The organism is Bdellovibrio sp. (assembly GCF_036384735.1).
GTDB lineage: Bacteria > Bdellovibrionota > Bdellovibrionia > Bdellovibrionales > Bdellovibrionaceae > Bdellovibrio.
The window spans coordinates 1-13,304 of sequence record NZ_DASVLT010000018.1 but is presented as its reverse complement, the minus strand read 5'-3'; the positions used below and the strand labels follow the sequence as shown (position 1 = coordinate 13,304).

Sequence of the window (13,304 nt, the reverse complement as noted above, 5' to 3'; positions counted from 1 at the left end):
GAAGGGTTTAACAACGTCGCAAAGACAATACAGAAGCGGGGTTACGGATTCAAGAACCCTGAAAACTACCGGCTTCGTGTCCTGAATGCTTGATTGGATAAGGGTTTGGCTGAAGTACCCACCATGAAGAGAGTAGAACCGAAAAAAAGGACTTCAGTATCTAGATCGTTTTGGTAAAACAGTGAGATGGTAGGGCGCGCAATTTTTTCTGGCTTTATGATCTACAGCGGGTGGTCGACGGAAAGTCCCAATGGAAAGCAAAAACGCACATCTTTAAAGTCGCCAAGAAGCTGTGCAGATTTATATTATATGAGTCAAAGGATGAATAAATGTTTAAATATTTAGGGCAATGCCAATGTCGAGAAGTTAAAGTGACATTGCAAAGTGCTCTCAAGCCGGAAGAATTTCAGCCGCGTTCAGATGCAAAGTTTTGTCATTTCTGCGCGAAGCACGGCGGCGTCTGGATTTCAGATCCTAAAGGCTTTCTTCATGTCGACGTAAACAATAAAACGAAGATTGAGCGTTTCGCCTCTGAACAGGTGCAATTTCATTTCTGTATGAATTGCCAGGACTTGACCTATGCGATTTTCGTGAACCCTGATGACAGCCAAAGAGTCGCTGTAGTGCGTGTTGCTTTATTCAACGAAATTGCGCCAGTGGCAAAGCCAGTCATCGGAACGAATTTTGATGGAGAAACAAAGGAAGCAGGTAAAAAAAGACGCCTGACGAATTGGACTCCTATCGACTAAGAATGCTAAGAGCCTGTCTTTATTCTGGTTGTGCACCACTTCCTCTTCTTTTGCGAGTTCCGCAGCAAAGAAAAACGAGGCAAAAACCATGACACATCATCGAGCCAAAAATTTTCAATCGAAGTGACTTTTATAAACGAGCGAGGATTGTCCGAAGCAAAAGAAGAGGAAGTGGTGCCTCGGGCCGGAATTGAACCGGCACGACCCGGTAAAGGAATCCCAGGATTTTAAGTCCTGTGCGTCTACCAATTTCGCCACCGAGGCAGTCATGAGCGAACTATGATACCGCTTATCAGCTAAAGGTCAATGCCTTAGCGCAAAGTACTTTCGAACTTTTGCATATCTGCGGGCAGCGGCGTTTCAATTTTCACAAATTCCCCAGTGAAAGGGTGAGTGAACTCGAGGCTAAAGGCATGCAGCATCAAACGCGGGGCTTGCGGATTTTTTAAGCAGGGATAGATGTCGTCGCCAAAGATTCCCAAGCCTTTTTCGGCTAAGTGAACACGGATTTGATGCATTCGTCCCGTTAAAGGTTGGGCCTCAATCAAAAATCCTTTTTTGAATTTTTCGATCACCCGAAATTTTGTATGAGCTTTTTGACCACCGGAACGGACTGATTGCATTTTCATTTTCTTTAAAACGGGATCGCGAATCTCTGCTAAGAAATTGATTTCGTCCCATTGCGGCGGGCACTTTCCAGGCTGAGTAAAACACAAATAAGTCTTCTGAATTTTGTGTTTTTTAAAAAGATCCGCCAAGGGCTCGTTGCCCCGCTTGGTCTTCGCAAAGATCATCACGCCGGACGTGTCGCGATCCAAACGATGATGAAGAGCTAAATAAAAATCAGCGCCACGTTCTTCTTGAAGTTGTTTTTTTAGCAGTGAAAAGAAATTCGGCCTCTTTTTATCCACTGTAGGCTGTGAGGGGAGGCCGGAAGGTTTTTCCGCTACAATGAAGTCATCATCTTCAAAGAGGATCGGAAACGTCATCTTTATCTTTTATTTTGGATGCAGAAGTTCAGATTGTCTTCAATGAAGGCGCGCTGTTTTGCAAGACCGTCTTGGCTCATTTGGAACATATTCATAGAGCAGCCATATTTCACAACAGCATCATGAATTGCTTGAACTTCGGAAGGGTTCATTTTCAATTTCCAAATTGTTTTTACTGCCAACCAGTTGCGGATGTATTCACAGCGATAGCTTTCGTTCGGAGGAAGGTAACCCTCGGGACCGCTGTCGCCCTTAGACATATTTTCGTGGCCACCAGCAGAAACCAAGTGCGGAGTGAAATATGTGTAGTTCGCATACAAGCAGCGAGTTTTATAATCCCAGTCCGAAGCTCCCGACAGATAAGCATTTTTAAGCGGAACCAAGTGATCGATCTGAATGCCCTTTGCCTCGGTCACATCTTGATCCGCATAGGGGTCGTGCCATTTACCAGCTTCGACGGTGCACTGTTTATTCCCTTTATAAGTCACATCCACTTCGCTATCGCGCACAAGCACACGAGCGCGAGTGTTCATGCAAGTGTCATCTGTCGGGTCATTGATCCAACGACCGAAGTGAAGTTTGCGAATGTATTTTTCTTGAGGAGCTGTCAGAGGTTCATCGTGAAGAACCCATTTCAGGATATTGATGATAACAACTTTGGTAGATGCCATCACGGCTGCGGGCGTGAGGTCTGCTGCCATAGAGAAACCCGTTGTTCTTTTTGAGGGAACATCCACAGACTCTGTCGCTTGTTCATTGATTGTATAATATTGTTGGTAGGCGGGAGCTTGAGTTTGTGGCTGATTTTGGCTTTGCGAAGACGAGCTTGCTGAAGAACCTTGAGTCGGATTCTGTTCATTGCTTCCGCTAGGTTCGATGGATTGCGCGCGAGCCGCTGTTACCAGCAACAAAATCGCGAAAATCATCGCCGTCTTCTTATGAGTTTTCATTCCCCACATGAAATTCATTATTCCCCCACTGAATGAATCGCGGCCATTAAGCACGACCTTGAATCGAGTTTCAACAAAACAATTTGTCAGGGTTTGGTTGTTGTGAGGCGCCATGCGTTAAGTCTAGTGAGGAGGTAAAAAATGCCGTCATTTTGCCCACTTGTGACCAGTGCCCATGCCAAACTGCGGCGCTTTTAGTAAATATTCAATTGTTTGGCCTTTCTGGTCTCTGGACATTGAAGGCTTGGCCTGGCCGCATATTTGTCGATACTCTGTGGATACATATTATGAAGGAGATCCGAATGAATTTGAAAGCGATCATGATGTCTGCCATTGTGGCTTTGACTTTGTCAGCTTGTGCACACAAAGCAACGCAAAGTTGTGCCTGTGGAAAAGATAAAGCCTCTTGTTCCGAGTCGAAAGAATGTCCTATGCATAAAGGCGGCGGATGTGAGCACTGCAAAGAGTCTTCTGATAACGCACCTTCTAAATAAGATCTCGCATTTTTTCTGAACAATTGAGAATCCGATGAAGTTGTTGCTCCATCGGATTTTTTATTTTGCGAAGCCTATACTAAGCATTGTTTGCGCAAATGGTTAGGATATGAAAGAAATTGCTTTCGACGAGGGATTAAATAACGATATTCGCATTGTTCTGAGAAGGGATGATGCTAATGACGATGAAGTTTCTCGTGGCCCTTTTGATTGTGGCCCCTTCCTGCAGCTTCGCAATGAACCTGCAAGAATATCTAAACGCAGTTTCTAGCAAACATAAGACAATTCAATCTTTGGATGTGCAAAAAGAAGCCGCCGATCTTCGTAAGGAAGCCGGCGACATCAGTCTCGTTCCTGTGTTGCAAGCCAATGCTTTTTATTCAGAAGATAAAAGTCCGACCAATCAGTGGGTGAGCTTCGGTGCAGATGAAAGCAAATCTTACGGTGGTACTTTAGGGCTTAGTAAAAGCTTCTCAAGCGGAACGAATGTCGCTTTGTCAGCACAAGCCGCAGAATTTCAAAATCCAGGTCTAAACCCTTTATTGGGCGACTTTCAGAAATTCGGGACCGGCTCGTTAGGAGTTTCGATCAGCCAATCCTTGTGGAAAGATTTCTTTGGTGAAGCAACTCGCATGCGTTGGGCGACACAAGATATGTCGAATGCCGCAGAAAAAGGATCCTACGATTTGCAAAAAAAATCTGTGATGGTCCAAGCGGAAATGGCCTTTTGGGATTATCTTTACTCGGTGGAAAATGTCAGTATCGCCCGTGATTCGCTAGAGCGTTCTCGCCGTATCGAAACATGGACTCGTCGTCGTGTGAATGATGGCATTAGCGAGAAGGCGGATCTTCTTCAGTCCCAGGCCTTGGTGGCAAGTCGTCAATTGGCTTTGATTGCTGTTGAAGATGATTTGGCTTCGGCGAAGCAGTCTTTGCGTGATTATCTCGAACTTGAACCGTCAGAGCCTCTGCCGGCAATGACGGGTGATATTTCAAAATCTCGTCCGTTGAGTTCAATGGTCGATGGCAGTAGAGGTCGAGTGGTGGCATTAGAAGCTTACTTAGCTTCCCTAGATGCCAAGGCTAAAGAGCTTGCGGCTCGTCAAGTGGATGAAAACTACAAACCTGATTTGGTGCTGTCAGGGTCCTATCAAACGAACTCGAAAGAAAATGATTTGCCTGCTGCGGCTCAAAAGTGGGGAGATACAAATCGTCCAACAGAGAAAATTGGTTTGAACTTCACTTACATGTTCGACACAGATGTGAAGGAAGCCGCCAGAAATTCATCTAAGAAAGATGCCTTAGCCGCGAAACTTCAATCTGAGCGCAAGGCCCTCGAAAGTGAAAGCTCTTGGGTTGAATTGAATCGTCGTTATTCCGAGCTTTCAAAGCGTGTTGAAGCCGCCACTCAAGTGGTGGGACTTCAAGAGAGTCGCGCGAAAGCTCAAGCGGATTTATTCAATAAAGGCCGCTCGATCACTAACGATGTCGTGAATGCGGAAGAAGATGCGGGAACAGCGAAGTTGAATTTGTCGCGGTTGAAATCAGAACAAAGAAAGATGGAGGCTCAAGGGCGTCTGTATATCGCCATTGAGGACAAATAATGAATTTGCCTAGTTTATCAATTCGTCGCCCCATCACCATTCTATGCGTTGTCTTGTTGATGCTCATCCTTGGTGCATTTTCCTTAGTTAAAATGCCCGTGGATCTTTTTCCTGACGTCACATTCCCGATTCTTGCAATTCAAGTGGTCTATCCAGGGGCATCGCCGCTGGATCTTGAAAAGCAGGTCTCAAAACCCATCGAAGATGAATTAGGAAGTTTGTCTGGTTTGAAGACACTGACTTCAAGCAACTTGGACGGTGTGGCGCAGATCGTTCTTGAATTCAACTTGGGAACCGACATCAAAGAGATGGAGCAAGAAACACGCAATCGCATCGGAAATATCCGTCGCGATTTGCCATCAGATATCGATGAGCCCATCATTCGTCGTTTCGATCCGGCCGATCAACCCATTGTGACATTGGCACTGACGACAAGTCTTCCAGACGGACAAGCCTATGACTTAGCCCACGAGGTTGTGAAACCGTTGTTCGATCGTTTGAAAGACGTCGGACAAGTTGAAATTTATGGCGGTCGCAAGCAAGAGATTCACGTTGTTATCGATAAGGACAAACTTCAAGATCGTAAAATTTCGATGTTGCAGGTGTCTCGTCGTATTATGGATACGTCGAAGGATATACCGATTGGTAAGGTTTGGAACTCAAGAGATGAGACCTCTCTTCGTACTCGTGGAGAATTTGAATCACTTAAACAGCTAAGTGAGGTGAACGTAAACTTCCTCGGTTCTGACAGACCTGTTCTTGTCAAAGATATCGGCACAGTGGTTCGCAGTCTTGAAGACGAACAAACCATCGGTCGCATCGGTGGACAAAAGGCGCTGCTGTTGCAGGTGTACAAGCAGCGTGGCTCGAATACAGTGGAAGTGGCTGAGGCCATTAAAAAGAATATCAAGAAAGCCAATGAGTATCTGAAGGGTAAAAATATTCAAGGGGAAGTGAAGCTTGTTCGTGACACCTCTCGACCGATTAAGTTGAACGTTGAAGACGTGAATGAGTCCATCATCATCGGTGTTCTTCTTTGCGTGATTGTGGTGTTCTTCTTCTTGGGATCTGCTCGCTCAACATTGATTACAGGTATGGCGTTACCGAACTCCCTTTTAGGCGGTTTCGTGATCATGTATGCCATGGGCTTTACGATTAACTTGATGACGTTATTGGCTTTGTCGTTGGCGGTGGGACTTTTGATCGATGATGCCATCGTGGTGCGGGAAAATATTTTCCGTCACTTAGAAATGGGTAAAAAGCCTAAAGACGCAGCCTTGGATGGAACCAAAGAGGTGGCCATGGCCGTTGTTGCAACCACGTTGGTTGTTATCGCGGTGTTCGGTCCGATCTCGTTTTTGCAAGGTATCGTGGGGCAGTTCTTTAAACAGTTCGGTCTTACTGTCGTCTTTACGATGATTATTTCTATCTTTGATGCCTTTACGGTAGCGCCTATGATGTCGGCTTACTTAGCTCATCCGGATGAGCACAAGAAAGGCAGTGGCATCGTTGGGAAAGTTCTTAAGGCCTTTGATAATTTCCAAACCAAATTGGAGGATGTGTATGAAAAGCTTTTGCATTTCACCCTTCGTCGTCCAAAGACAGTTTTGGCTTCTGCGGTTTTGATTTTCATCTTGTCATTGGGAACTGTGGCTTTCATTCCAAAAACATTCTTGCCTGCCAATGATGCGGGCGAATTTATGGTGAGTATCGAGACTCCTGTAGGCTCTTCCTTGGAGTCCACGGGGGCCTTCACGGCAGAAGTCGAAAAGACCTTTGATAAAGATCCAGCAGTGGACATCGTCGTATCGACCATCGGTACTACAAATAATGAATCCAATAAAGCCAGCATGTTTATTCGCCTCGTGGATCGTAAAAAACGTTCGATGACGACAACGGACTATAAGGAAGAAGTTCGTAAACGTCTTCAGGTTTTCAATGATCGTGCGATCGTTGCCGTGGGTGATATCGACGCCGTGGGATCGGGGCAAAAACCTTTGAACGTGAACTTCACAGGTCAAAACCTGGATGATCTTAATGCTTATGTTCAGAAGGTTGTAGAGCGCGTTAAGAAAATTCCAGGTCTTGTGGATGTGGATACAAACTTCCGGGCGGGTAAGCCAGAGTTTCATGTGATCTTCGACCGTGCGAAATCAGAAGCCTTAGGTGTTTCAACGGTCACCGCCGGAGGAGAGCTTCGTAACCGCACAGAAGGTAACACGGATGCCATTTATCGTGAGAATGGTATCGACTATAAAATTCGCATTCGTTTTGACGAAAAATATCGCGATTTGCGCAAGCAGTTTGCGACAACACTGGTGCCGAATAGTAATAATAATATGATTCCTCTTCCGCGTATCGCAACAGGTGAGGATACAAAAGGCTATTCTCAGATCAATCGTCAAAATAAAAATCGCTTCATCCAGGTTTCTGCGAACTTAGCTAAAAATGGAGCGTTAGGAACAGCCTCTGCGGAACTTGAAAAGATTCTTACGAAGGAGTTACCTCCACCGCCGGGAATTGATTATAAATTCCAAGGTCAAGCCGATGACTTTAAAGATTTGATTGCGAACATGTTGATCGCGATTGTACTGGGTGTGACTTTCATCTATTTGGTTCTTTCAAGTTTGTACGAAAGCTTCATCACTCCGTTTACGATCTTGCTTGCCCTGCCATTGGCAATGACCGGGGCTTTCCTGGCGTTGTTATTGTTTGGTAAAACGATCGACATTTTCTCGTTGATTGGTATTGTTCTTTTGTTGGGGGTTGTGGCGAAGAACTCGATCCTTCTTGTGGATTACACGAATCATCTGTTGCATGAAGGTTTAGATCGTAATACAGCCCTGGTAAAAGCTTGTCGCACGCGTCTTCGTCCTATCTTGATGACATCGCTTGCGTTGATTGCAGGTATGATTCCAATCGCTATCGGCCTGAATGAGGCTTCTGCGATGAGAACATCTATGGGTATTGCTATTATCGGTGGTTTGATCAGCTCGACGCTTTTAACATTGGTTGTTGTTCCAGCAGCCTTTGGTTTCATCGATGACTTCCGCACCTGGTTCCGTGGGAAACTTGCGAAAGTCAGCGGTTATCAAGGATAAGAACGATAATGGCAGAGTTATAAACTCTGCCAGACGGGATCCTCACAGATCATCAAGATTTGTAAACGCCAACGATCTAAGTTACTGGTTCCTTCTTGAGTGACATTCTGATCCATCTGCATCAGCGCTTGCACATAAGATGGATCAGGATCCCATCCACGGCGGAAGAGCGAATAAAGCTGTCCCACGGATGCGCTTGTTGGCGTGTCTCCGTGAGGGATCTTTTCCAAAACCGCCTGAACAGCATTGTCATCGGATAAAATATTTTCGCATGCAGCGCTAATACTGACTGCACGAAGAGTCGAGGCCGCAGCCAAAGGTGCTAGAGCCGAGTTCGATATATCTCCACCGCAATCGTTACCTGTTTCGCTGGAGTTTAAGTCACAGTTTCCGCCGAAAGATCCTGGTTTATTTAAAACGAAACTTCTTAAGGTCGAAGTTAAAGTATTCACTGGATAATTGGATGAGGTGAATATATCCGTCAGCAAGCCAATGACATAGGATCGTGGCACCATATAACTATTATTTGTAGGTGCATTGGCCTCGGCAGAGACCTCTGTTGTCGGAATAGCTGCAGAATCCGTTGAAGACAACGGAGTAAACCCATTTGAAAGATTCAAAGCGCTACAGTTCATAAATAATTGTATTAGGCATGTTGAGGCCGCAAGAAATAGGATTGTTCTTGTTTTCATCCGATCACCTTTCCTCGGCCATAGGGAAGAACTAAGCTTGTGCCTGAAAGTTGAATCAGAGGCTGTGCTAAGTTTTCCCAGGGATTCGATCCTACATTTAGTAACTGCGACATGGTCGAGGCCATCGCTTTCGTGTCAGGGATGCCCACTTGGCTGTATCCAGAAATCGCAGCACCCACACCTTGGCTTCCAGGGTAAGCACCGATTCCTGCATCACGAGTGACGTTGCCGACAACCTCGGGGCCATTCAAGGCTCCAGAGAACACAGACGTCACCATTTGATTGTAACCATGATCTGCACCAGAAGAATCGCCTTTGGCCGAACGATTGAAGTCAGACATGATTTGAACGACGGTGTTAGACCAAACAGTAGAACCATCGGAACTTTTCACTGCCTGCAATTTACTGCGAAGTTCTAGAAGCCCCGCCATCAAGCCTCTGTACAAAGCCGTTGTCAAAAGAAGTGAATACACAGATCCAGTAAAGTGCATATCGTAGGCGGCGGATATCATCTTCGGACTTGAGTCCGTTATGCTTTGAAATAATAAATTAGAAGGAGCATCAGGCCCAATTTCTAAACTTGTCACAAGGTTATTGCTGTAGACATATTCCGCCAGAGCCAGGCCTTCACAAAGTCGACCCACAAGCATTTGAGTTGTAAGCTGGCGACCATCATAAGCAGGGTTGGCGAAGTGAGGATTTGCATCCGCATACATCAATTGGAAGGCAACATTTGAAGAGCTGGCGGTATTGATAGCGACATCATTAATACCAGGTAAACCTGTTGTTCGCATGGCATTATGAACGATCGCGTAATATCGACCGTAGGCTTCTGTCCAATAGCCGTCTAAATCACCAACACCTTTTTTTATAAGTGCCATGGCATTGTCCATGCTTTTACGAGCGGCGATTGAAGCCGCCGTTTGAGTACCCGTTGAGTTTTTAAGCTGAGCTTTCGCGATATCGAGCGCCTCGCTATGGGCTGTGCGCAGAGATCTCACGCTGGCATTACTTTGAATGCCGTTCATCAAGGAACTCACTGGTTTGGGGTCGGGCAGTGTATTGAGGGCTAAGTTTTTAAGCGAAGCAAATGAGCTGTAAGAGGCGCGTCCTGGGTATTGAACAGCTTCAAAAGATTTTGTAGAGGCATCCGCAGCGAGTCCCGAAATAGATGGTTTTCCGGCAAGTGGTTTTTGTTGAAGATTGAAATTTTGAGGATGCCCATCAACTCCAGTTCCATATCCACGGATCACGAGCATCTGATCAAGATAGCTAGTCAAAGGGACCGCACCCGTTGAAATATTCACAGATTGACTAAAGATATGGGGAACAATCAAGCCCTTATAAGTCATGGTTCTATATTCAGTTCCAGTGACAACTCCATTGCTTGAAGTAAATGCCGTCCCAGTCATAGAGTTAAATACCAAAGCCGGATCGTTGCTGTTTGTGCGGAGCCACGCATCGAATGCATATCGATTGGGTGCGCCCAGGATTCCGACGTTCAAATAATTGCGTACGGCTGTGCTTGTCGTATCCGCGTAAGCTTTGCGAGTGGTGTCGGCAACGATGGCTTCGATCAGACGAAGGGCAGGGTGACCGAAGGCAGATTGAGTTCCTAATAGAAAGCCTCCGAAGAGGAATTGTCTTCTATCCATTTTCGATCTCTCCTACGGTCTGAAATTGACTGATTTATAATAGTCGGATGACAGGATATCTAAAACCATTTGGCGAAGTGACTGCGTGGATCTCAAATTCGCACCGAGTTTTTTTACGAATTGTAAATCACTAAGATTATCTTGAGTCAGCGATTCATTGACAGATGCAAAACGTGGATCTGTCATGTCATACAAAGAGACGCTGATCCCGGTGAAAAACTCGAAGTATCTTTTAGCAGCGCAGTCGTAGTAATCTTCTGTGCTTGCCATGGCTGATCCCAATCCAGAAAGACCCACGAGAGGTTGATTGATCAATTGTCCTGTGACTGAACGGAAGTACAATTTGCCTGTGGGATTTTGCACATGATAATTGGCGACGGCACTTGAAGGCCAGCTTCCCATATCCGCAGTTGTTACTTTATAGCTTGTCAGCATATCCGTTGTTTTCGTTTGGCCGCCATCGGCGCCTGTGAAGGTGTTCCACTCGCTGCCACCGGCAACAATGTTTCTGGCCGTCATTGCGGCCTGGTCCATGGTGGCGTGGCATTGAAGGCAACTCGTTGCTTTGCGGAATGGAGCTGTGCCGTTCATGTCGAGATAACTTTGCACATCACTTTCGCGCAAAGAAGGAAACTGCGAACAAAGAAATGTTTGCATCGTATTGTAGACCCAGCGACGCGGAAGCTTTTCAGCGCCTGTGTACATCAAGCCTTTAGGGTGTCCGATGTTCATCATGAGGTAAATCGGTTGTCCTAAAACGCCGCCGCCGAAAGAAGAATAAAAGTTATAAGAATAATTCAAATCCGCTTCGATCGTGCCATCGCGCACTTGTGAACCTGGGTCACCACCCAAGGGATTCAGCACTAGATTTGGAACAGTGAAGTTTTGTGGTTGAGGTAACACACCAATCACATCACCCACTTGAATTTTCGGCATCACCTGGGACGTATTTGTGCGAGAGTCACCAAAAAAAGCGTGAACTTTGGATGCGTCTAAATTTCCAGAGCGCAAAACAATTGCGTTTTGATCGATGGTCGCATTATTTCCGTACAATCTTCTGCTTGGCATGCTGACTGTGTAACCAAGTAAGTTTTTAATCGTTGTGTTTTCTTCGCGCACAGCCTGATAACCAAAAGAATCAGTTAAGACGGATGAGTAAGCCGCGGAAGGTTTTAAAAGATGATAGGTCAATGACAGAGCCGGTTCGGAAGGATCATAGATATCAAATGTTCCAACGCCTGTGTCGGGACCGTGATCAATAATATCTTCGATCTTGGTCGTTGCGAACCAACTTCTATGAAAGTTGTTGAAGGTATTAAGAACAGCAACGGCTTCGCTATCAGAATGACCCGTAGCGATTTTATTATCATTACCCAATTGAGCTTTATCGAAAACCTGAACGCAGGCATCGATGGCTGATATAGATCCTGCTTTAACGGCGGCAAGCAAGGCATGTCCACGAGGAACAGGTTGGCCAGTGATTTGACCATAGCATCGTGCGAATAAAGCAGCATTGGGAAGTATGACGGATGTATCTGCCATAGCAGAACATGCCCAAAGGATTCCCCCTAAGACGAGCGCTCTGGATTTTCTCATATGACCCCTCTAGACAACCTTAGCATTGCTCGAATAAGTGAGCGAGGTCCATGAGAGGGGAGGTCTCGTTTTAGATCACAAAAGATGTACCAGGATATTCCGAAAAATGGAACAGTCCGAGGGACCTAGTAAATTCCGCGGAACGAGCGAATATGTTCTAACTTCCTTTCGAACAGACTCCAGTCATCTCGTTCTGCAATGGGCGCCCATATCGCTTCAAGTTCGTCGATAATCAATGAGCAGGCCTTTCCTGATTTGAAATAGTCGTGTTGAGCTTTTACTTCATCTGAAATCTCAAAACACTCTAAAGTGTCTGCGAGATCTTTAAAGCTCATATGCTCATAGGCTTTAGCTTGTGGAGATTTCTTTAAGCGCTCAGGATTATATCCTGAATGCAAGTCATAGAAGGTTTGTTCAAACGGCGCTCGTGTTTCATCTAAAAATTTAAATAGATGAATAACGAGGTCCTCATTCAGATTCTGAGCGGCAGAGTCTTCCTCGAGGGGATTCCTTAAATTGAGACGCGATAAAAGTTTGATACGAACTTGCACATTGAATTCGTCACCGAAATCTTCAAGTAATTCATCAACAGGTAATTCCGGATATGCTTTCTTTAAAGCGCCACCTAGCTGAAATAGATTCCACAGAACTGCTGAGGGCTGGCGGCCATAACAATACAAACCTTGTTGATCAAAGTAGGCTGCAGTGAAATTGGGATCATAATAAGGAAGAAAACGGTAGGGGCCGTAGTCAAAACTTTCTCCGGTGATATTCATGTTGTCGCTGTTGAGAACTCCATGAACAAATCCTGCCATCATCCATTCGGCGGTGGTTTTGGCGATGCTCGCAGAGACTTTTTGCAAGAAGGTGGCTGCAAGTTCCGCATCACTAAATCCAGCAATGTGGGGATAGTAATGGCGCACACAATAATGAAGAAGCTTTTTGATGTTTTCTGTTTCTTCGTAATAAGCAAGTCTTTGAAATGCTCCGATGCGGATATGACTGTGGCTCATGCGAACCAATACGCCTGCGCGCGTGGGTGACGGTTCATCGTGGCGTTCAAGGCTTTCACCAGTTTCAAAAACGGAAAAAGTTTTGCTGGTGTTAACTCCGTAAGATTCAAGAAGTTCTGTGGCTAGAATTTCGCGAAAGGCACCTTTCAAAGTCAGTCGGCCATCGCCTCGACGCGAGTACGGAGTTTGTCCGCTGCCCTTTGTGCCGAGATCATAAAGTTTTCCGTCTGTTTGAATTTGCGCAAATAAAAATCCCCGGCCGTCACCGAGATCGGGATTGTAGTGACGAAATTGATGACCGTGATAACGAAGCGCTAAAGGCTTTGTGATATTTGCGGACAGAGGTTGAAAGTCACAGAAGTGAGATTTCCATTCTTCCGCAGATAAGTTTTGGAGACCTAAAGTATAGGCCGCAGACTGATTGCGATAGCGCAGACGGCCCTGGGGAAACGGAGCCGCAT

11 protein-coding genes and 1 tRNA gene are annotated in these 13,304 nt (G+C 45.6%); 5 read left to right on the top strand and 7 right to left on the bottom strand.

The features are described from left to right. Positions 1–93, top strand: a 93-nt coding sequence (locus tag VF412_RS20055; protein WP_349258996.1) for a transposase, incomplete at its 5' end; no start/stop codon positions are given. A 236-nt stretch (positions 94–329) separates the two neighbouring features. After that, a complete protein-coding gene (locus VF412_RS05735; RefSeq protein WP_331338258.1) occupies positions 330–749 on the top strand; it encodes a hypothetical protein in 420 nt (139 codons plus the stop codon). Between the two features lie 172 nt (positions 750–921). Here the strand turns inward: VF412_RS05735 and VF412_RS05730 are convergent. From VF412_RS05730 to VF412_RS05720, 3 genes are all read right to left on the bottom strand, one after another. After that, positions 922–1,013 (bottom strand) — tRNA-Leu (locus VF412_RS05730). Positions 1,014–1,060: 47 nt separating this feature from the next. Next, the gene (locus VF412_RS05725) at positions 1,061–1,738 is read right to left on the bottom strand and encodes an RluA family pseudouridine synthase (RefSeq protein WP_331338257.1); all 678 of its coding nucleotides are present in this window, start codon (positions 1,736–1,738) and stop codon (positions 1,061–1,063) included. A gap of 2 nt (positions 1,739–1,740) precedes the next feature. Continuing rightward, positions 1,741–2,706, bottom strand: a complete 966-nt coding sequence (locus VF412_RS05720; RefSeq protein WP_331338256.1) for an HNH endonuclease family protein — start codon at positions 2,704–2,706, stop codon at positions 1,741–1,743. A 284-nt stretch (positions 2,707–2,990) separates the two neighbouring features. Here VF412_RS05720 and VF412_RS05715 point away from each other — a divergent pair, with 284 nt between their 5' ends. From VF412_RS05715 to VF412_RS05705, 3 genes are all read left to right on the top strand, one after another. Continuing rightward, positions 2,991–3,182 (top strand): hypothetical protein, encoded by a 192-nt coding sequence (locus VF412_RS05715; RefSeq protein ID WP_331338255.1) that lies wholly within the window; start codon positions 2,991–2,993, stop codon positions 3,180–3,182. Positions 3,183–3,361: 179 nt separating this feature from the next. Continuing rightward, positions 3,362–4,786 carry a TolC family protein gene (locus VF412_RS05710; protein WP_331338254.1) on the top strand — a complete coding sequence of 475 codons (1,425 nt, stop codon included), beginning with the start codon at positions 3,362–3,364 and terminating at the stop codon, positions 4,784–4,786. Further along, positions 4,786–7,887 (top strand): efflux RND transporter permease subunit, encoded by a 3,102-nt coding sequence (locus VF412_RS05705; RefSeq protein WP_331338253.1) that lies wholly within the window; start codon positions 4,786–4,788, stop codon positions 7,885–7,887. The genes VF412_RS05710 and VF412_RS05705 overlap by 1 nt, the downstream gene beginning before the upstream one ends. A gap of 17 nt (positions 7,888–7,904) precedes the next feature. Here the strand turns inward: VF412_RS05705 and VF412_RS05700 are convergent, their stop codons facing one another. The 4 genes from VF412_RS05700 to VF412_RS05685 all read right to left on the bottom strand — a co-directional run. Beyond that, positions 7,905–8,579, bottom strand: coding sequence for a hypothetical protein (locus VF412_RS05700; protein WP_331338252.1), 675 nt, complete (start codon positions 8,577–8,579; stop codon positions 7,905–7,907). Further along, positions 8,576–10,234, bottom strand: coding sequence for a hypothetical protein (locus VF412_RS05695; protein ID WP_331338251.1), 1,659 nt, complete (start codon positions 10,232–10,234; stop codon positions 8,576–8,578). The genes VF412_RS05700 and VF412_RS05695 overlap by 4 nt, the downstream gene beginning before the upstream one ends. Before the next feature lie 12 nt (positions 10,235–10,246). Then, complete coding sequence (locus VF412_RS05690; protein ID WP_331338250.1) at positions 10,247–11,830, bottom strand: hypothetical protein; 1,584 nt, start codon at positions 11,828–11,830, stop codon at positions 10,247–10,249. Between the two features lie 125 nt (positions 11,831–11,955). After that, positions 11,956–13,304 (bottom strand): protein adenylyltransferase SelO family protein (locus tag VF412_RS05685; protein WP_331338249.1); only part of this gene is annotated, 1,349 nt, incomplete at its 5' end.

What these genes read in the sequence shown, in the direction of transcription:
- VF412_RS05735 (WP_331338258.1), top strand. Translation starts at nt 330, where the DNA reads ATGTTTAAATATTTAGGGCAATGCCAATGTCGAGAAGTTAAAGTGACA.
- VF412_RS05725 (WP_331338257.1), bottom strand. Translation starts at nt 1,738, where the DNA reads ATGACGTTTCCGATCCTCTTTGAAGATGATGACTTCATTGTAGCGGAA.
- VF412_RS05720 (WP_331338256.1), bottom strand. Translation starts at nt 2,706, where the DNA reads ATGAATTTCATGTGGGGAATGAAAACTCATAAGAAGACGGCGATGATT.
- VF412_RS05715 (WP_331338255.1), top strand. Translation starts at nt 2,991, where the DNA reads ATGAATTTGAAAGCGATCATGATGTCTGCCATTGTGGCTTTGACTTTG.
- VF412_RS05710 (WP_331338254.1), top strand. Translation starts at nt 3,362, where the DNA reads ATGACGATGAAGTTTCTCGTGGCCCTTTTGATTGTGGCCCCTTCCTGC.
- VF412_RS05705 (WP_331338253.1), top strand. Translation starts at nt 4,786, where the DNA reads ATGAATTTGCCTAGTTTATCAATTCGTCGCCCCATCACCATTCTATGC.
- VF412_RS05700 (WP_331338252.1), bottom strand. Translation starts at nt 8,579, where the DNA reads ATGAAAACAAGAACAATCCTATTTCTTGCGGCCTCAACATGCCTAATA.
- VF412_RS05695 (WP_331338251.1), bottom strand. Translation starts at nt 10,234, where the DNA reads ATGGATAGAAGACAATTCCTCTTCGGAGGCTTTCTATTAGGAACTCAA.
- VF412_RS05690 (WP_331338250.1), bottom strand. Translation starts at nt 11,830, where the DNA reads ATGAGAAAATCCAGAGCGCTCGTCTTAGGGGGAATCCTTTGGGCATGT.